The organism is Brevibacterium linens (assembly GCF_003999335.1).
Classification (GTDB): Bacteria; Actinomycetota; Actinomycetes; order Actinomycetales; family Brevibacteriaceae; genus Brevibacterium; species Brevibacterium linens.
Map to the genome: position 1 here is coordinate 1,889,431 of NZ_CP026734.1, position 19,551 is coordinate 1,908,981.

The following is a 19,551-nucleotide window of genomic DNA, read 5'->3' on the forward strand; positions in this document are numbered from 1 at the left end:
CTTGCTCTTGAGGGGCGTTGCGGCGTCGCCTCCCGAAATCAGGGGGAGGCTGACGCTCATTGCTCAGCAGTCAAGTCTACCTCTTCGCCGGGGCCGAAGGTATCCACAACCGCCTGCGCCTCCTGTTTGGCAGGCGTGTGCTTGTCCAGGTGCGCCAGATGCGACGGGATCTCCTCGCCGCGGCGACGCATGGCGGTGGCCCACAGGCGACCGGCACGGTAGGACGAACGCACGAGCGGACCCGACATGACACCGAGGAAGCCGATCTCCTCGGCCGCGTCGCGCAGCATCACGAAGTCGGCAGGCTTGACCCACCGGGTGACGGGGTGGTGGCGCGGGGAGGGACGCAGGTACTGCGTGATCGTGATGAGGTCGCATCCGGCATCGTGCAGGTCCTTAAGCGCGGAGATGATCTCGTCGTTCGTCTCACCCATCCCGAGGATGAGGTTCGACTTCGTCACCAGACCGGCTTCGCGGGCTTGCGTGATCACCGACAGGGAACGCTCGTAGCGGAACGCGGGGCGGATCCGCTTGAAGATGCGCGGCACCGTTTCGACATTGTGCGCGAGCACCTCGGGACGCGAGGAGAACACCTCGGCGAGCTGATCCGGTTTGGCATTGAAATCGGGGATGAGCAGTTCGACGCCGGTGCCGCGACCGTCGACGTAGGACAGGTCGTGGATCTGGCGCACGGTCTCCGCGTAGAGCCAGGCACCGCCGTCGTCGAGGTCGTCACGGGCCACACCGGTGATCGTCGAGTAGCGCAGGCCCATCTCCGCCACCGAGGCGGCCACACGGCGCGGCTCGTCGGCGTCGAATTCGGCCGGTCGGCCGGTGTCGATCTGGCAGAAGTCACAGCGTCGGGTGCACTGTTCGCCGCCGATGAGGAAGGTCGCTTCGCGATCTTCCCAGCATTCGAAGATGTTCGGGCAGCCGGCCTCTTCACAGACCGTGTGCAGCTCCTGCTTGCGCACGAGCGATTTCAGCGCGGTGTATTCGGGGCCGATATGGGCCTTCGCCTTGATCCAGGCCGGCTTGTCCTCGATGGGAGTCTCGGAGTTGCGGGCCTCGACGCGGAGCATGCGGCGGCCCTCTGGTGCGATCGTCATCTGAGTTCTCCTATGCGGTGATGGTCTCGTGCAGGATCTCGTCGAGTCGCGATGCCACGTCCTCGGGAGTGACGGTGCGGCCGAGCTCGGCACTGATGGTCGTGGTGTCTGCGTCGGTGATCCCGCAGGGGATGATGGATTCGTAGGCGCCGAGGTCGTTGCTGCAGTTGAGCGCCAGACCGTGCATCGTCACGCCTTCGTGGATGCGGATGCCGATGGCGCCGATCTTGCGGTCGCGCCGGAGACCGTCGGCCGGCAGCCAGACGCCGGCACGTCCCTCGATCGTGGTCGCTTCGATCCCGTACTCGCAGAGCAGTCGGATCATCGCGTCCTCGAGCTGGGACACGAAGAGTCGGACTTCTTTGGGATCGTTGAGCTTGTAGATGCAGTAGGCGACCAGCTGTCCGGGTCCGTGCCAGGTGATCTTCCCGCCGCGGTCGACGTCGATGACATCGGTGCCGTCGGTGGGCCGTTCGAAGTCGTCGGTGCGCTTGCCGGCCGTGTAGACCGGTGAATGCTCGAGGAGCAGGATCGTCGAAGGACGGTCACCTGCGAGCACGTCGTCGTGGTACTTCTTCTGCAATTCCCAAGTCTGCCGATAGTCCGAGAGGACTGGGGCGAACCCGAGCGTTTCTGTGGCCAGGGGCATGGCTCCACACTATGACTCTTGCCGTCGGTGTTCAATTTGTTCCCACTCGCATCTGCAGGCCGTCACCGAGGCTGTGGCTCTTGACACAGGACGACTGCACCGAGCATCATTAAACGACAATAAACGGCATCCAGCTTAATCAACGGAGATGACGAACGATGACATGGGAGTTCCAAGCAACGATCGCGGACGATATCCATCGTGTCCGCGATTCCGACGGTCGCAGTGCGTGGGGCGTCGTGCACAGAGAATTCGATGCCGATCATCCCCGTGTTCTCGCCCTCGCCGAGGTGGCACTTCCGAACGGCCCCCGTTCCCTTCTCATCGTCCCCGCTTCACCCGGTGGGCTCGTCCTCGACGTCGTCCGCGCCTATCAGGGTCTGACCGAGCCCGAGCTGTGCACGCTGTTCCTCGGCATAGTCGAACAACTGCGGGTCTGCACGCGCCCGGAGGAGCGTCTGGCTCTGTCGTCCTTCGCCCTCGATGCCGAAGGCCGGCCGGTGATCATTCCCGGCGTCTGCGCGCCGAGAACGACGACGCCGCGGCGGGCCGTGGGGGAGATGATCTACCATGCCGTCTTCGGGAGGCCATGGGCCGAGGCTCTGCTGCCGGTGGACCTGGCACTGGCCGAATCATCGTCGGCCCTGCGTTCGCTCGTCGCCGGTCTCCTCGACGACGCGGCGTCCGATGTCGGGTTGGAAACCGCCCTCGCCGAGGCGGCCGAGTCGCTGCGGAGCCTCGACCGACCCGCTGCGCTGCCGCTGGTTCCCGCCGAGAGTGCAACGGCACCCGAATCGGCGCTCACGGCGCGTCTGCGTGTGGCCTCTGGACTCAGGCCGAGTCGGGGTTCGACGGGGGATATCGAGTCGAACCTCGGGTCTCCGGCTCCGCCTCTGCGCGGCGGAGGAGTCTCACCGCTGCGTGCTGGGGCGAAGAGCTCGCGGCGTTCGAGGCGGAAGCGAGCGGAGGCACGAAGAAGACTGCTGACTCAGATCCTGGGTGCTCTGGATTCACTGCGGTCACGGCTGAGGGCCATGGCCCTGTCGCGAGTGCTGGGACGCAGCACGCTGTTCATCGGCCTCGCCGTGTCTCTGACGCTGCTCGGCGGAATCGTCGTCTGGTCATCATGGTCGTCCAGCGCGTCCTCGATCCGGGAGGAAACGTCGTCCGGCCAGGGGTCCGGCCCGTCACCCGAGCAGGCGTCGTCTCTCGGCGTCGACGAGGTCACCGGTGTTCTCACGGATCTGTGTGAGTCTCGAGCAACGGCGCTCAGCGACGGCGATAGCGAGGCTCTGCAGGCGCTGACGGTCCCCGAGTCCGCTGCCGCGGCGGCAGATGAGCTCATCGATCCATCGGCATATGCCGACTCGGACTATTCGATCGATATCGAGGACGTGACGATCGTTGCCGCCGACGATGACCGGGTGGTCGCCTCGGCGCTCATGCGTTCGAGCGCGGGCAGCGGTGACGCTCTGCAGGAGTTCGCCGCCCAGTCGGTCGAATTCGAGCTGGCGAAGGTCGAGGGAAGATGGCTCGTTGCAGAGGTCCGCGAGATCGCCGAGCCGTGAATGCCCCGAGGGGCCGACCATGCGTGGTCGGCCCCTCGAAAGGTGTGTGGAAGAGTCAGGTTCAGAGGTCGAGATCGGCCTCGAAATTGCCTTCTTCCAGACGTGCCTTGATCGTCTGCAGGAAACGTCCCGCATCCGCACCGTCGACCAGCTGGTGGTTGTAGGTCAACGGCAGGTACACCATGTCACGGATGGCGATTGCCTCGTCGCCGTCGGCCGTCTTCACGGCGATGGGGCGACGCACGATCGCACCCGTGCCGATGATGCCCATCTGCGGCTGGTTGATGATCGGCGTGTCGAACAGCGCGCCGACGGAACCGATGTTGGTCACCGTGAACGTTCCGCCCGAGAGCTCATCCGGCATGATCTTGTTGTTGCGGGTCCGGTCAGCGACATCGTCGATGGCCTTGGACAGGCCCGCCACGCTGAGGTCACCGGCATCCTTGATCACGGGAACGAGCAGTCCGCGCGGAGTGTCGACCGCGACGGCCAGGTGCTCGTGATCGAAGTAGGTGATCTGCTGCGACTCGAGATCGTACTGCGCGTTGACCTTCGGGTGCACCTGAAGCGCCTCGACGATGGCCTTCGCGAAGAACGGCAGATAGGTCAGCTTCGAACCGTGCTTGGCCTGGAATGCCTCCTTGTTGGCCTTGCGCAGCTTCACGACGCGAGACATATCCACTTCGATGACCTGCGTGAGCTGAGCAGAGACATCGAGGGACTCGCTCATGCGCTTGGCGATGGTCTGGCGGATGCGCGAAGCCTTCTCCGTGGTGCCGCGCAGCTTCGCGACCTCCTCGGGGATCTCGACCTTGAACGGAGCCTTGGACGCGGCGGCCGGTGCGCCGGACTGTGCAGCGGGGGCCGCGGCGGGAGCGCTCTTCGCGGCCGCCTCGACATCCTGCTTGCGGATGCGTCCGCCCACTCCGGTGCCGGTGACCTGCGAGAGGTCGACACCCTTCTCGCGGGCCAGGCGGCGCACGAGCGGTGTGACGTAGGCGGCGTTCTCGCCCACGGTGTCGGCGGCGGCAGGGGCCTGAGCCGCGGCGTCGACAGGCTCTTCGGCCTGAGCGGCGGAAGCCGACTGCGCCGATGCGGCTGCGGCCGGCTTGGGAGCCGACTCCTGCTTCGGGGCCTCCTCCTTGGGGGCTTCCTGCTTCGGGGCAGCCTCGGCGGGAGCTTCGTCCTTGGGGGCTTCCTCGGCCGGCGCGGATTCGGACGGGGCACCGGAACCGATGCGAGCCAGAGGCGCGCCGACCTCGACGGTGTCGTCCTCGTCCGCGAGGTGAGCCTGGACGACTCCGGCGACGGGGGAGGGGACCTCGGTGTCGACCTTGTCGGTGGAGACCTCGAGCAGAGGTTCGTCGACCTCGACCTCTTCGCCGACTTCCTTGAGCCAACGGGTCACAGTGCCTTCGGTGACGGACTCGCCGAGCGCGGGCATCGTGATCTCGGTGCCTTCGGAGGAACCGGAATCAGAAGCGGCAGGAGCGGATTCCGCCGCCGGTGCCTCATCGGCTGCCGGTGCTTCGTCAGCGGGAGCCTCTTCAGCAGGGGCTTCTTCGGCAGGTGCCTCAGCAGGCTCCTCGGCGGGTTCCTCGGCCGGTGCTTCCTCGTCGGAGGACGCGCCGCCGCCGTCGCCGATATAGGCGAGGTCGCCGCCGACCTCGACCACGTCATCTTCTTCGGCGAGGATCTTCTCGAGGGTGCCGGCATACGGGCTGGGGATCTCCGTGTCGACCTTGTCGGTCGACACCTCGAGCAACGGCTCGTCTACCTCGACCTCTTCGCCCACTTCCTTGAGCCAGCGAGTGACAGTGCCCTCGGTGACCGACTCTCCGAGAGCCGGCATCTGAACGGAATTCGACATGAGTATTCGTCTCCTCGGATCTTATGAGTGGAAGTGCAGGGGTTTGCCGGCCAGAGCCAGGTGGGCCTCGCCGAGTGCTTCGTTCTGCGTGGGGTGCGCGTGGATGAGCTGCGCGACTTCCTCGGGGAATGCTTCCCAATTGACGATGAGCTGAGCTTCACCGGCCTGCTCGGACAGGCGCGCGCCGATGCCGTGCACGCCCACGACCGGACCGTCCTTTTCCCGGATGACCTTGATCAGACCTGTCGTATTCAGGATCACGGACTTGCCGTTGCCGCCGAGGTTGTACTCGAGGGCTTCGACCTGATCCTTGCCGTACTTCTCTTCGGCCTGAGCCGACGAGAGCCCGACGGAGAAGATCTCGGGTTCGCAGTAGGTCACGCGGGGGATGCCGGATTCGACGACCGGTGCCGGGTTGAGTCCGGCGATCTCCTCGGCGATGAAGATGCCCTGGCCGAAGGCACGGTGGGCCAGTTGGAGTCCGGGGACGATATCGCCGCAGGCGTAGATGTTCCCGACGCCGGTGTGGAGACGTTCGTTGGCCAGGACGAATCCGCGATCCATCGGGATGCCCTGCTCTTCGAAGCCGAAGCCCTCGGTGACCGGACCGCGGCCGACGGCCACGAGGAGGTACTCGGCTTCGAGCGTCGAACCGTCTTCGAGGGTGACCTTGACACCGTCAGCGGTCTCTTCGACGCCCTTGAACATGACTCCGAGCTTGAACTTGATCTTGCGCTTCTTGAAGGCGCGCTCGAGGTTCTTCGAGATGGTCTCGTCCTCGTTGGCGACGAGGTGCTTGAGTCCTTCGACGATTGTGACGTCGGCTCCGAAGGAGTTCCAGACGCTGGCGAACTCGACGCCGATGACGCCGCCGCCGAGCACGATGGCGGAGTTCGGGACCTTGTCGAGTTCGAGCGCCTCGGTGCTCGTGATCACGCGGTCGGTGATCTCGAGTCCGATGGTCTTCGACGTCGAACCGGTCGAGAGCAGAACATTCGTTCCCTTGACGGTGTGGCTGCCGTCTTCGCCGGTAACCTCGACGGTGTCCTTGCCGACGAGCTTGCCGGTGCCGAAGTACGTGTCGATTCCGCGAGCCTTGACCAGACCCTGCAGACCCTTGTAGTTGCGGGTGATGACGCCGTCTTTGTACTCGAGCACCTTGGCGATGTCGATCCCCTTGAACTCGGCTTCGATGCCGAAGGTCTCGGAGTGCTTGGCGGAGTCGGCGACTTCTGCGGCGTGCAGAAGAGCCTTCGTCGGCACGCAGCCGCGGTGCAGGCAGGTGCCTCCCACCTTGTCGCGTTCGATCAAAGCGACCTTCATGTCGAGCTCCGCGGCTCGCAGAGCAGCGGCATAGCCACCGGTTCCGCCGCCCAGAACGACAAGGTCGTAGGTCAATTCGTCACTCACGGATTTCTCCTCGTAGCTGTGAATAAGCCTGCAGTACGCAGCTTTCAGTCATATCTTTCCACTTTTCTTTGCCGGGGCGAAGAAAAACGCTGTCTGATTGGACACAGGTGGGCATCATCACGTTGCCCTCGACAGCGTGTAGAACCATTGTGCTCAGGCCTGTGCCTTCGCGATTTCGATGAGGGTGCGCACCGCGGCTCCGGTTGCGGCCTTCGGCGTGTAGCCGAAGGGTGCGGACCCGTTGAAGCTCGGTCCGGCGATATCGATATGCGCCCAGTTCGCATCCTCACCGACGAACTCCCGCAGGAACGCGGCTGCGGCGAGCATGCCGCCGGGGCGCGGTCCGGAGTTCGTGAGATCGGCGGCGGTGGAGTCGAACCCGGAGAGCATCTCCTCGGGGATCGGCATCGCCCACATCTGCTCACCGGCCACGGACGCCGAGGCGATGACCTCCGCCCGTGCGGTTTCGGAGCCCATGACGCCGGAGGTGCGTTCGCCGAGTGCGACGATCTGCGCACCGGTGAGGGTGGCCACGTCGATGAGCAGGTCCGGGTTCTCCTCCCCGGCGTCGGTGAGTGCATCGGCGAGGACGAGTCGGCCCTCGGCATCGGTGTTCGTGACCTCGACGGTCTTGCCGCTGCGCATCTTCAGCACATCGCTGGGACGCTGCGCCGAGGATCCGGGCATGTTCTCGGCCAGCGGCAGCCACGCGGTGACCCGCACGGGCAGTTTGAGGTCGGCGATGCCGAAGAGCGCCTGCACGACGGCCGCGGAACCGGCCATATCGGACTTCATGTCCTCCATGCTCTTCGCGGGCTTGAGCGAGATTCCACCGGAGTCGAAGGTGATGCCCTTGCCGACGAAGCTGAGATGGCGCTTCGCCCCACGCGGGGCGTATTCGACCTTGACGAGTCGAGGCCCGCGGGTCGAACCCTGGCCGACGCCGATGATTCCGCCGTAGCCTCCGGCCCTGAGTTCCTTCTCACCGAGGACGGTGACCTTGAGCTTGCGGTCCTTGGCCTGGTCCTTGACGATCTCTGCGTAGGACTCGGGGTAGAGATCCAGCGGGGGAGTGTTGACGAGGTCGCGTGCCCTGTTCGTCGCTGCGGCGATGACTTCGCCGGCGCCATGGGCCGCCGCGAAGGTCTTGCCCTTCGGGCCGATGACGGTGATGACTCCCGGCGTCCTGTCTTCGCTGCGGTAGTCGAGGAAGCGGTAGGCGCCGAGTCCGGCGCCGACTGTGACCGCTTCGACTTCGGCCGGAGTGGCGGCGGGCAGGGCCAGCGCGATCGACTCGGCTCCATCCAGCGCGCGCAGTGCGGCACCCGCGCCTCGGCGCAGCGATTCGGCCGTGGCGGCGACATCGGAGTCGTCGGCATCGTAATCGCCGAGTCCCACGAGCAGCACGGAGTCCGCGGCGATACCCTTCGGAGCGGGAACCCGAGCGGTGGATCCGGCCTTTCCGCTGAACCCGATGGCCCGCGCGGCGTCGTCGAGAGCGGTCTTTGCCGCCTTCGCGCCTGCGAGCCCGAGGACCGTCGAATCTGCTGCCGCCAGCACCAGTACGGAGGCGGTGGCCTTCGCCGGTGAGGTCGTGGAGTAGCTGCTGAGGGTGGATGCACCAGCCATGAGTTCCCTTTCAGTCGTCGTCGAACGTTGGTTCGATCCTAATGCCTAACACGCCGACTTGCTGAAGCGGTGCGGCACGCGCCTGCTGATGCCGTGAGGGACTCTGACATATTCTGGAGTGCGTGTACTCATTGATCTTCAGACTCCTCTTCGTCCCGATGGATGCCGAACGGGCCCATCACCTCTCGTTCTCCGCTCTGCGGCTCCTGGACTCCGTTCCTCTGCTCGGGCGTCTGCTCCGGTTCGTCTGCGCCCGCGGCACCGTCCGGCCCATCGAGGTGATGGGACTGCCCTTCGCCAACCGCGTCGGCCTGGCCGCCGGTTTCGACAAGAACGGTGTGGGAGTCCGCGCGCTGTCGGCGTTGGGCTTCGGCCATATCGAGGTGGGAACGATCACCGCACATGCTCAGCCGGGCAATGATCGTCCGCGGCTGTTCCGTCTGCGGCAGAACCTCGCCCTGCTCAATCGGATGGGGTTCAACAACGACGGAGCCCGTCAGGCATCGTTCAACATCGCCGCCGAACGGGCGAAGATCGAATCCCTCCCGCAGCGCCTGCGTCCCATCGTGGGCATCAACATCGGCAAGACGAAGGTCGTCGAGGCGGCCGACGCGGTGTCCGACTACGCCGCTTCGACCCGGGCGCTGGCTCCATTGGCCGACTACCTCGTGATCAATGTCAGTTCGCCGAACACCCCAGGTCTGCGCGACCTGCAGTCCGTGGGCAGCCTGGAGCCGATCATCACCGCCGTCCGAGACACCGCCGCCGAGGTGGTGGGCAGTCCGCGCTCATCGCTGGGTCATGTGCCGCTGCTGGTCAAGATCGCCCCGGATCTCGCCGATGAGGATGTCGCTGAGATCTGCGACCTCGCCCTGCGCACCGGCGTCGACGGGCTCATCACGACGAATACGACGATCGACCGGTCCGTGCTGACCGGTGCCGAGGCGGAATTCGCCGAAGGTCAGGCCGGCGGCATCTCCGGACGTCCGGTGGCCGCACGCTCACTCGAGGTGCTGCGTCTGGTGAAGAGGCATGTGGGCGATGAGCTCACCGTCATCTCCGTCGGGGGAGTCGCGGATGCGAAAGACGCCCGGGCACGACTGGCCGCGGGCGCCGATCTGGTTCAGGTCTATTCGGAGATGATCTACTCCGGTCCGTTCTTCCCCGGCCGCATCGTCCGCGGCCTCGAGCCGAGCAGACTGCTCACTCGGGGTACTGACGGCGCTTGACCTGCGGTTTGGGCATGCGCAGCGGACGCAGCTGGATGCTGCGCATGACCGCATAGAAGGTGATTCCCCGTTCGACTTCTCCGAACTTGTTGCGCAGTCGGTTCTTGAGGATGTAGTTGAGCACGAACCCGTCGAGGATGATCAGTGCGATGAGGCCCCAGACGGCATACGCGAAGTACTGCTGAATCTGCACCGGCAGCGTGAACGCGATGACGAGGATGAGGATCGCGGCGGGGATGAAGATCTCCCCGACCGAGAAGCGGGCATCGATGTAGTCACGGATGTACCGGCGCTGAGGTCCCTTGTCGCGGCGGGTGAGATACTTCTCCTCACCGTTCATCATTCCGATGCGCGCGCGATCACGCTCCTGCCTCTGCTGCTCCTTGGCTCGTCGGTTCGCAACCTTGCGATCCTTGTTCACCAATGGCTGGCGGCGTGCAGACTCCTGTTGGCTGCGTTTGGGCGTGGGCCGTCCCTTCTTCGCTTCCGCTTCGCGACGGGCGTCGGCTTCTGCGGAGAGGTCGTCATGGACTGGCTGAGAGGCGGAGGTTTCGTCCTCCGCGCGAGATTTTTTGCTTCCGAACACGAGATGAATACTACCTTTGGAGAATGAGCGAATCGACTTCAGCACTTGACAGTGCACAATTGCATGCCGAACTGGACACCATTTTCGAGGAGGTCCTCGGCAATCTCACGGATCTCGTCGCCATTCCCTCGGTCGCCTGGCCGAGCTTCGACGCCGCGAATGTCACCGCGAGCGCCGAGGCGGTCGCGAACTTGGCGCGCGAGCTCGGCCTCGACGTGGACATCCTCAGCGCCGATCAGCCCGACGGAACGCCGGGCTACCCGGCAGTCGTCGCCTCGGTGCCGGCCCCCGCGGGTGCCCCGACGGTTCTTCTGTATGCCCATCACGACGTGCAGCCGCCCGGACGCGCCGACGATTGGGACACCGAACCGTTCGTCGCCACTCGCCGGGGCGATCGTCTCTTCGGACGCGGAGCCGCCGACGACAAAGCCGGGATCATGGTCCATCTCACGGCTCTGCGGCTGTTGGCCGACCGCCTCGGTGTGGGTGTGACACTGTTCTTCGAAGGCGAGGAAGAGGCCGGCAGCCCGAGCTTCCGCAACTTCCTCGAGACCTACCGGGATCGTCTGCGCGCCGATGTCATCGTCGTCGCGGACTCCGGCAACTGGGCTGCGGGCACCCCGGCCCTGACGACGAGCCTGCGCGGAATGTGCGCCGTCGAATTCGAAGTCTCCACTCTCGACCACGCCGTGCACTCGGGAATGTACGGGGGAGTGGCACCGGATGCGATGCTCGCGATGACGAAGTTGCTGGCCACTCTCCACGATGCCAACGGCTCCGTTGCGGTCCCCGGCCTGCATTCGAGCGCGGAGACCGACATCGACTACGACGAGGCGACCCTGCGCACCGACTCCGGAGTGCTCCCGGACACCGATCTCATCGGCACGGGCACCCTGGCCTCCCGGCTGTGGACCCAGCCGTCGATCACCGTCATCGGCCTCGACATCCCGGATGTGGCGGTCTCGTCGAACACCCTGCAGTCCTCGCTCAAGGCCAAGCTCTCGATCCGACTCGCGCCCGGGGACACCCCCGCCTCTGCGGTCAGGGCCGTCGAAGAGCATCTGCGGGTGAATCTGCCTTTCGGCGCGCAGCTGAGCATCGGGGAGACCGAGGGCGGCAGCCCCTGGCAGGCCGATGAGAGCGATCCTGTGGTCCAGACCGCTCGGCAGGCACTCACCGATGCTTGGGGAACCGAGTCGGTGACGATGGGCATCGGCGGATCAATCCCCTTCATCGCCGATCTGCTCGACGTCTTCCCCAATGCGTCGATCCTCGTCACGGGTGTCGAGGACCCCGACGCCCGGGCACACAGCGCCAACGAATCGCTCTACCTGCCCGATTTCAAGGCCGCGATCGTCGCCGAAGCCCTGCTGCTGCAGCGCCTCGGCGACATTCGATGACACGAACGGGGAATAGCTTGCCGGGCACCGATGTTGTGAGCAGTGTAGCCTGGGGTCAGGAACGCGAGAAGGAGAAACCATGACTGTGACCGAAAAAGCCGAAGCCACCCACGAGGTGGAGCTGTCGTCGACCGCTGCCGACAAGGTCCGCAGCCTGCTGGAGCAGGAAGGTCGGGACGACCTGCGCCTGCGCGTGGCTGTCCAGCCCGGCGGATGCTCCGGACTGATCTACCAGCTCTACTTCGATGAGCGCTTCCTCGACGGGGACGCCGTCCGCGACTTCGACGGCGTCGAGGTCATCGTCGACCGGATGAGTGTTCCCTACCTGAGCGGGTCGACCATCGGCTTCTCCGACACCATCGAGAAGCAGGGCTTCACCATCGACAATCCCAACGCCGGCGGATCCTGCGCCTGCGGAGACTCGTTCCACTGATCAGCCTCGGCTGAGGAGGACCGCTTCTCATGGACCTGGAAGATCTGCGTGCCGTGTCGTTCACGGCCACGCAGTCCCAGGTCCTTTTGTCGTATCGGGCCGGACTCTTCCCGATGGGAGTCGGCCACGGCGGTGCCGGTCGGATGGGATGGTGGGCGCCGCGACGCCGCGGTGTCCTGTTTCCCGGTGACCTGCGCGTGACGAAGAGCCTGCGCAAGTCGATGAAGCACTTCACCTTCACCACCGACCGCGCATTCATCCACGTCATGCGCTCCTGTGCCGACCCGCGACGGACGGGAAGCTGGATCACCGAGGAGATGATCGAGCTCTACACGGGTCTCCACGAGGACGGCTGGGCCCATTCCGTCGAGGTCTGGAAGGACGATGAGCTCGTGGGCGGGCTCTACGGAGTCGCCATCGGCTCATTCTTCGCCGGCGAATCGATGTTCCACACTCAGCGGGATGCATCGAAGGCGGCGTTGGCCCACCTCGTCGGGCTTTTCGACGGCGTCGCCGACGTCACCGGGACAGGTCCGGTCACCTCGGCGGATGAGGAAGCGGGACAGGGGGACTGGCTCATCGACACCCAGTGGCAGACATCACATCTCGCGAGCCTCGGCGTGTCGGAGGTCAGCGGCCTCGAGTACTCCGCGCACCTAGATTCCGCGCTCACGGGCAGTCTCTGTCAGGATATTCTCAACAAATGAACATCTGCAGGTGAATTTCTACCGCTTGTAGCGGTAGTCTTATGACTGACAGAGTAAGTACACGTCTCTCGGCCTGACCTGGAGACGCAGAACGTTGTGAAAGGCTGCACGTGGATTCTCCGAATCAGTCAGGACCGCAGCGGTCCTGGGCGAAGCGGCTCGGCATTCTGAGCGCCGTGTTGATACCGGCGTTGCTAACGGGTTGCACGAAAGAGCAGATCGCCACAGGATTTTTTCCCGTCGAATCGCAGGGCGCGACGAACCACACGGATGCCTATACAGCGCTGTGGAACGGCGGCTGGATCGCCCTTCTCATTGTCGGCCTCATCGTGTGGGGCCTCATCCTGTGGGCCATGGTCGCCTACCGCCGCCGCAAGAACGATCGCGGACTGCCGGTGCAGATGCGCTACAGCATGCCGATCGAAATCCTCTTCACCGTGACTCCGGTCGTCCTCGTCCTCGGGTTCTTCTTCCAGAACGTCCAGGTCATGGAGAAGACGATTGACGACACGACCCCCGGTGAGCAGGTCATCGAGGTCGCTGCCAAGCAGTGGGCCTGGGACTTCAACTACGAGACCGAAGACGTCTACTACTCCGGGACTCAGGTCGCGCTCGACGGCACCCCGGAGCCCGAGAAGACCGCTCCCGTCCTCTACCTCCCCGTCGACACCGACCTGGAGATCCGGTTGCACGCCCGTGACGTCATCCACTCCTTCTGGGTCCCCGCCTTCCTCGAGAAGCGCGACATGATCCCCGGGCATGACCAGAGCCTGCATCTGCGTGCCGAGAAGGAAGGCGAGTACGTGGGCAAGTGTGCCGAGCTGTGCGGCGAATACCACTCGGAGATGCTGTTCAACGTCAAGGTCGTGTCCAAGGAAGAATTCCAGGATTACACGCAGTCGCTTGCCGATCAGGGCAACACAGGCCAGCTGGGACCGGAGTACGATCGCAACTGGTACCCGAAAGAAGGTGCTGAGAAATGACCGCCACGATGGATCAGGCGGCTCTTGACGCTCCAGTAGTTCCACGGAGCAAGGGCAAGATCATCGTCGACTGGATCACGTCGACGGACCACAAGACGATCGGGTACATGTACCTCATCGGCTCGTTCTTCTTCTTCTGCGTCGGCGGCGTGATGGCGCTCATCATCCGCCTCGAGCTCTTCGAGCCCGGCATGCAGATCATCGAGACGAAGGAACAGTACAACCAGCTGTTCACCATGCACGGCACTTTGATGCTGCTGATGTTCGCCACCCCGCTGTTCGCCGGCTTCGCCAACGTCATCATGCCGCTGCAGATCGGTGCTCCGGACGTGGCGTTCCCGCGCCTCAATGCCTTCGCGTTCTGGATGTACCTCTTCGGCAGCCTCGTGGCCATCTCCGGATTCCTCACCCCGCAGGGTGCGGCATCCTTCGGTTGGACGGCCTACGCGCCATTGAGCAATACGACGTTCACTCCTGGCGCCGGTGGAAACCTCTGGGTCCTCGGACTCGCTCTGCAGGGCTTCGGAACCATCCTCGGCTCCGTCAACTTCATCACCACTGTGATCACCATGCGTGCGCCGGGCATGACCATGTTCCGGATGCCGATCTTCACCTGGAACGTTCTGGTCACCGGCATCCTCGTGCTCATGGCCTTCCAGCCGCTGGCTGCTGCGCTGCTGGTCCTCGGTTCCGACCGTGTCCTCGGTTCGCATGTGTTCAGTCCGGGCAACGGCGGACCCATACTCTGGCAGCACCTGTTCTGGTTCTTCGGTCACCCGGAGGTCTACGTCATTGCGTTGCCGTTCTTCGGAATCGTCACCGAGATCTTCCCGGTGTTCAGCCGCAAGCCGGTCTTCGGCTACAAGGAGCTCGTCTTCGCGACGGTCGCCATCGCTGCTCTGTCGGTGACCGTGTGGGCCCACCATATGTACGTCACGGGCGTCGTCGCACTGCCGTTCTTCGCTTTCATGACGATGCTCATCGCGATTCCGACAGGTGTGAAATTCTTCAACTGGATCGGCACGATGTGGAGAGGCTCGATCACGTTCGAGACACCCATCGTGTGGTCGATCGGCTTCCTCGCCACGTTCCTCTTCGGTGGTCTGACCGGAGTCATCCTGGCCAGCCCCGCACTCGACCAGCACGTTTCCGACACCTACTTCGTCGTCGCTCACTTCCACTACGTCATCTTCGGTACAGTCGTGTTCGCGATGTTCGCCGGATTCTACTTCTGGTGGCCGAAATGGACGGGCAAGATGCTCAACGAGAAGCTCGGACACATCCACTTCTGGATACTGTTCATCGGTTTCCACGGAACTTTCCTCGTTCAGCACTGGCTGGGTGTCGACGGAATGCCGCGTCGTTACGCCGACTACCTGCCCCAGGACGGCTTCACCTGGATGAACCAGGTGTCGACGGTCGGTTCGCTGCTGCTGGGTCTGTCCATGGTTCCGTTCTTCTGGAACGTGTGGATCACCCACCGCACCGCACCGAAGGTCACGGTCGACGACCCGTGGGGCTACGGAGGATCGCTCGAATGGGCCACCTCCTGTCCGCCCCCGCGTCACAACTTCACGTCGCTGCCGCGGATCCGTTCCGAACGTCCTGCGTTCGACCTCAACCACCCCGAGCTGCTTGAGTACAGCGGGCACGGTCATGCAGAACCCCAGCTCACAGGAGACAACGCCAAATGAAGTCATCGATCTACGTCTTCAACATCTGCGGTCTGTTCTTCATCGCGGTCGGGATCTTCTACGGCGTCTTCACCGACTTCACCGAGCTCGTCGGATTCCCGGCGCTGCTCCTCGTCGGTCTGATGGCCCTGATGATCGGTGTCTACCTCTGGTTGACGGACCGTCGCGTCGGGCGCCAGCCTCAGGACAACGACGACGCCGAGATCTCCGAGGCCGACGCCGACTACGGGTTCTTCAGCCCGTGGAGCTGGTGGCCGATCACCTCTGCTGCTGCAGCTGCCGTCGCGTTCTACGGCATCGCCATGGGTTGGTGGATCGTCCCGTTCGGTGTCGTGCTCGGCATCGTCGCGCTCGTCGGTCTCACCTACGAACATGATCGCGGCGACTTCGCCCACTGATGCGGTGATCTGATCGCCCACCACTGTGGCCCGGACTCATTTCGAGTCCGGGCCACAGGGCTATTCACCGGACCGGTTGCGATGCACCGACGCGGTCGCTGCTTGGCGATCAGTCGCTGCTTAGCGAGCTGGTCGCTGCTTGGCGCCCCGGTCGCTGTTTACCGGCCTGGACGCTGCATACCGGCCCGGTCGCTGCTTTTGGCGCCCTGGTTCCCGTTCCCAGAGATCCGTGAAGACACCAGACGCCACACTTTCGAATAGGCGCTGTCTTCCCCGGAGCTCCGGGCCGGGGTCTGGGCCGTGCGGGACTTCAGGGGCGTGTAGTTGCACTGGTGCAGGCGCAGGAATTCGTCGGTGGGAGCATCGCTGACGCAGAGTGATCGCATTTTGGACGGATCATCGGGTTCAAAGTCGATGCTTTGTACCAAAAGCGATGATCGACGGCGCAGATACCGGTGTTGATCGACGGCTATCGAAGCGCCGCGTTGGCCCACCACGGTTCGACTCGGCAGCGTCTGAGCCCCTTGGTTTGGCCTCGGGCGTTTTTGTCGGGCTCCACACAGGCCGTAGACCAGGGCTCCACACAGGCCGGGCCCGGGGGGCCCAACACAGGCCGAACCGGGGGCTCCACACGGCCGTGAACGGGTTCAAGTGGGTCCTTTTGCCTTGCCTGACATGGCGGCGGCCGGCAGCTTTTGCGTGCCGCTGCGACCCTGCGAGGAGATGGGGCGACCGCAATTGGGTCATCTGTGTCATTTCGCAGTCGCAGAACCGGGATCTCCGAACGCTGCGGATGTGCGTGCAGGAACGCTGGGTCGGTGACTGGTCCACCAGAGCTGAGTCGGTGACTCGTCCTTCAGACAGGTGCCCCGGCCAGGGGACTGCTTCAGCGTACGCCCGACGCTCGCGCCGGGAGACGACTGCAGGTGCTTGCCGAGACTCTCTGCAACAGTGGTCGTCCGCTGGGGTTCAGCCAGCATGTCTCTGGTGACGCTGTGAGGCACGCCTCTTGCCGATGCTGACTGTTGAGGGAGAGTCGACTGCTGCCGGCCGAGCAGCACAGCGAGGGGGAGTGGCGCTGAGTCGATGCTAAGGCGATGAGCACCTCGGTTGAATAGACCGAGGGGCCCAGCAGTTGAACTGCTGAGCCCCTCGGCTGTGGCCGGTCGAATCGATCAGTGACCGAGCTGGTTGCTGATCGAGCCCTCGACCGCGTCGTGCTCGTGGTGCGAAGCTTCGAGTTCCTGCTTCGACACCGGAGCCACACGATCTTCGAAGAAGAAGCGTGAGAGTCGCGCACGCAGCTTCTCCATGCCCGTGATCTTGCCCTCGGCATTCGGCTGAGCCGGCACGTAGGCAGGCGATTCGAACGCGGTGATCTTCCACAGCTTGTGCGGGGGAAGAGCCTCGTGGCGTTCGAGAAACTCACCGTGGGGCAGACGGATGATGTGAGCCGTCTCCCGTCCGTGCAGAGCGATCTCGCGGTCCTTGCGCTGGAGTGCCAGGCACATGCGTTTGGTGATGACGTAGCCGATGATCGGTCCGAAGAAGAACAGGAACCGGAAGATGTAGATCATGTCGTTGAGCGACATCTGGAAGAACACGGCGATGATGTCACCCGATGCAGCCGCCCACATATTGCAGTAGAAGATGACTCCTGCAACGCCGATGGCCGTCCGAGTCGGGTTGTTGCGGGGGCGGTCGAGAATGTGGTGTTCCCGATGGTCCTTCTGCAGCCACGCCTCGAAGAAGGGGTAGATGAACATGACAGCGAACACGCCGCCCATGACGAGCACGGCACTGTTGATGTTGAACGAGATCGGCCATCCGAAGATGTAGAACTCGAACCATCCCGGAACGATGCGGAGGAATCCGTCGGCCCAGCCGATGTACCAGTCAGGCTGTGTACCAGCCGAGACGGGTGACGGGTCGTACGGACCGTAGTTCCAGATCGGGTTGATCGTGAACAGCGCCGAGATGAGCGAGAGCAGTCCGAAGATGAGGAAGAAGAAGCCTCCGCCCTTGGCCGCGAAGGTCGGGAGAACGGGTTCTCCGACGACGTTCTTCTCGGTGTTGCCGGCACCCGGGTACTGGGTGTGCTTGTGCACGACGACGAACATCAGGTGGATGCCGATGAGCGCGATGAGCAGTGCAGGCACGATCATGATGTGCAGTGTGTACAGGCGGGCGACGATGTCGATGCCCGGGAACTCGCCTCCGAAGAGGAAGAACGAGATGTAGGTTCCGACGAGCGGCAGCGACTTCAGGATGCCGTCGATGATTCGCAGTCCGTTGCCGGAGAGCAGATCGTCAGGCAGGGAGTAGCCGGTGAAGCCGGCGGCCATGCCCATGATGACGAGCAGAACGCCGACGATCCAGTTGAGTTCACGAGGGCGGCGGAATGCTCCGGTGAAGAACACGCGCAGCATGTGAACGCTCAGTGCGGCGACGAAGAGCAGGGCGCCCCAGTGGTGCATCTGTCGGATGAACAGTCCGCCGCGGATCTCCAGCGAGATCGCCAGGGTGGAGTCGTACGCCTCGGAGATCTCGACGCCGCGCAGGGGCAGCCACGGTCCGTCGTAGTGCAGTTCGCCCATGGCGGGCTGGAAGAAGAACGTGAGGAATGTTCCGGACAGGACGACGATGATGAAGCTGTAGAGAGCAACCTCGCCGAGCATGAACGACCAGTGCGAAGGGAAGATCTTGCGACCGAACTCGCGGACGAGGACGGACGCCCCCGCGCGGGTTTCGGCGAAGTTCGCCGCCTTCCCGATGGTGGTGGTTGGCTGTGTAGTACTCATGGGTGGTTGATCTCCCAGAACGTAGGTCCGACAGGCTCAGGGAAGTCCGACTGGGCAACCAGGTAGCCTTCGCTGTCCACGGTGATGGGCAGCTGAGGAAGCGGTCGTTTGGCCGGGCCGAAGATGACCTTGCAGTGTTCCGTCACGTCGAAGGTCGACTGGTGGCAGGGGCACAGCAGGTGATGCGTCTGGTGCTCGTACAGCGCCACGGGGCAGCCGACGTGCGTGCAGATCTTGGAGTAGGCGACGATTCCGTCGTGTGACCAGTCCTTGCGGTCCGGATCCTCTTTGAGTTCCTTGGGATCGATGCGCATGAGGAGCACGGCCGCTTTGGCCTTCTCGTTGATCGGGTGGTCGCTGGCCTCGTGATCGCCGATGCCCGAAGGCAGGACGTGGTAAGCCGAGCCGATCGTGACCTCGTCGGCCTTGATCGGACGCTCGGAATCCACCGAGGGGATTCCGCCCGGATCGCGGATGAGGCGAGTGCCCTTCTCCCACAGCGTGTGGAACAGCTTGTCGCCCGGCAGCGGTCCGAGGTCGCGGAAGACGAGGACTGCAGGCAGCGGTGCGATCGCCAGTGCGGCGATGAGAGTGTTGCGAAGCAGGGGACGACGGGCGATGCCCGACTCTTCCTTGGCCTGGTGGAGGATCTCGAGCGCGATCGCCTGATCCTCTTCGCTGCCGCCGATGTCATGACGTTCGTCGATGCCCTCATGGTCGCTCATGAGGTTCTTGGCCCAGAGCACAGCGCCGAAGCCGATGGAGAACATCGCGACAGCGGCACCGAGGCCGACGAACATGTTGTGGAGGCGGATGCTCTGCATCGATTCGCCCGGAGTGAACAGGAAGTACGCCACGATGAACCAGATGGTTCCGATCATCGAGAGGATGAACCAGGCGGCTACCTGTCGTTCGGCGACTTTCTCGGCGCGTGGGTCCGTGTCGGACAGGCGCGGTTTGTGCTCGGGCAGACCTGGGTTCGTGAACCCGTTCAACTCCTCGAGCTGGCTGCCGCCGCCGGAGTGCTCTTTCGAGGTCATTGAATTCCCCGTCTTTTCTCGTAATTGATGGTGAACGACACAGTC

The 19,551-nt window shown here is 64.0% G+C and carries 16 protein-coding genes; 8 read left to right on the plus strand and 8 right to left on the minus strand.

The annotated features are described in order from the left end of the window. Positions 1-56: 56 nt before the first annotated feature. On the minus strand, positions 57-1,109 hold the full coding sequence (gene lipA / locus CXR29_RS08625; protein WP_101555239.1) for a lipoyl synthase: 1,053 nt from the start codon (positions 1,107-1,109) through the stop codon (positions 57-59). Positions 1,110-1,119: 10 nt separating this feature from the next. Continuing rightward, complete coding sequence (gene lipB / locus CXR29_RS08630; RefSeq protein WP_127364329.1) at positions 1,120-1,758, minus strand: lipoyl(octanoyl) transferase LipB; 639 nt, start codon at positions 1,756-1,758, stop codon at positions 1,120-1,122. A gap of 158 nt (positions 1,759-1,916) precedes the next feature. On the opposite strand from lipB, the gene CXR29_RS08635 reads away from it, so the two are divergent. Continuing rightward, complete coding sequence (locus CXR29_RS08635; RefSeq protein WP_101555237.1) at positions 1,917-3,326, plus strand: hypothetical protein; 1,410 nt, start codon at positions 1,917-1,919, stop codon at positions 3,324-3,326. Positions 3,327-3,387: 61 nt separating this feature from the next. Here the strand turns inward: CXR29_RS08635 and sucB are convergent, their stop codons facing one another. The 3 genes from sucB to CXR29_RS08650 form a co-directional block, all read right to left on the minus strand. Further along, positions 3,388-5,196: a 2-oxoglutarate dehydrogenase, E2 component, dihydrolipoamide succinyltransferase gene (gene sucB / locus CXR29_RS08640; protein ID WP_127364330.1), complete on the minus strand. Its 1,809-nt coding sequence runs from the start codon at positions 5,194-5,196 to the stop codon at positions 3,388-3,390. Between the two features lie 21 nt (positions 5,197-5,217). After that, positions 5,218-6,606: a dihydrolipoyl dehydrogenase gene (gene lpdA, locus CXR29_RS08645; protein WP_101555235.1), complete on the minus strand. Its 1,389-nt coding sequence runs from the start codon at positions 6,604-6,606 to the stop codon at positions 5,218-5,220. Positions 6,607-6,759: 153 nt separating this feature from the next. Next, positions 6,760-8,235 carry a leucyl aminopeptidase gene (locus tag CXR29_RS08650; RefSeq protein WP_101555234.1) on the minus strand — a complete coding sequence of 492 codons (1,476 nt, stop codon included), beginning with the start codon at positions 8,233-8,235 and terminating at the stop codon, positions 6,760-6,762. A 122-nt stretch (positions 8,236-8,357) separates the two neighbouring features. On the opposite strand from CXR29_RS08650, the gene CXR29_RS08655 reads away from it, so the two are divergent. Beyond that, positions 8,358-9,464, plus strand: coding sequence for a quinone-dependent dihydroorotate dehydrogenase (locus CXR29_RS08655; RefSeq protein ID WP_101593539.1), 1,107 nt, complete (start codon positions 8,358-8,360; stop codon positions 9,462-9,464). Here CXR29_RS08655 and CXR29_RS08660 read toward each other — a convergent pair. Next, positions 9,439-10,050 carry a DUF3043 domain-containing protein gene (locus tag CXR29_RS08660; RefSeq protein ID WP_127364331.1) on the minus strand — a complete coding sequence of 204 codons (612 nt, stop codon included), beginning with the start codon at positions 10,048-10,050 and terminating at the stop codon, positions 9,439-9,441. The genes CXR29_RS08655 and CXR29_RS08660 overlap by 26 nt on opposite strands. 23 nt (positions 10,051-10,073) lie before the next feature. Here CXR29_RS08660 and CXR29_RS08665 point away from each other — a divergent pair, with 23 nt between their 5' ends. The 6 genes from CXR29_RS08665 to CXR29_RS08690 all read left to right on the plus strand — a co-directional run bounded on the left by CXR29_RS08665 (position 10,074) and on the right by CXR29_RS08690 (position 15,665). Further along, complete coding sequence (locus tag CXR29_RS08665) at positions 10,074-11,450, plus strand: dipeptidase (protein ID WP_127364332.1); 1,377 nt, start codon at positions 10,074-10,076, stop codon at positions 11,448-11,450. A 79-nt stretch (positions 11,451-11,529) separates the two neighbouring features. Beyond that, the gene (locus CXR29_RS08670) at positions 11,530-11,883 is read left to right on the plus strand and encodes a HesB/IscA family protein (protein ID WP_127364333.1); all 354 of its coding nucleotides are present in this window, start codon (positions 11,530-11,532) and stop codon (positions 11,881-11,883) included. A gap of 29 nt (positions 11,884-11,912) precedes the next feature. Then, positions 11,913-12,590: a leucyl/phenylalanyl-tRNA--protein transferase gene (aat, locus tag CXR29_RS08675; RefSeq protein WP_127364334.1), complete on the plus strand. Its 678-nt coding sequence runs from the start codon at positions 11,913-11,915 to the stop codon at positions 12,588-12,590. 110 nt (positions 12,591-12,700) lie between these two features. Beyond that, positions 12,701-13,573, plus strand: a complete 873-nt coding sequence (gene ctaC, locus CXR29_RS08680; RefSeq protein WP_101555230.1) for an aa3-type cytochrome oxidase subunit II — start codon at positions 12,701-12,703, stop codon at positions 13,571-13,573. After that, entirely contained in the window at positions 13,570-15,267 is a 1,698-nt protein-coding gene (gene ctaD, locus CXR29_RS08685) for an aa3-type cytochrome oxidase subunit I (RefSeq protein ID WP_101555229.1), read from the plus strand. The genes ctaC and ctaD overlap by 4 nt, the downstream gene beginning before the upstream one ends. Then, the gene (locus CXR29_RS08690) at positions 15,264-15,665 is read left to right on the plus strand and encodes a cytochrome c oxidase subunit 4 (RefSeq protein ID WP_127364335.1); all 402 of its coding nucleotides are present in this window, start codon (positions 15,264-15,266) and stop codon (positions 15,663-15,665) included. Before ctaD ends, CXR29_RS08690 begins: the two co-directional genes overlap by 4 nt. A 1,175-nt stretch (positions 15,666-16,840) precedes the next feature. On the opposite strand, the gene qcrB is transcribed toward CXR29_RS08690, so the two are convergent. Then, positions 16,841-18,466, minus strand: a complete 1,626-nt coding sequence (gene qcrB, locus CXR29_RS08695; protein ID WP_127364336.1) for a cytochrome bc1 complex cytochrome b subunit — start codon at positions 18,464-18,466, stop codon at positions 16,841-16,843. Next, positions 18,463-19,506, minus strand: coding sequence for a cytochrome bc1 complex Rieske iron-sulfur subunit (gene qcrA, locus CXR29_RS08700; RefSeq protein WP_127364337.1), 1,044 nt, complete (start codon positions 19,504-19,506; stop codon positions 18,463-18,465). Before qcrA ends, qcrB begins: the two co-directional genes overlap by 4 nt. Positions 19,507-19,551: the final 45 nt, after the last annotated feature.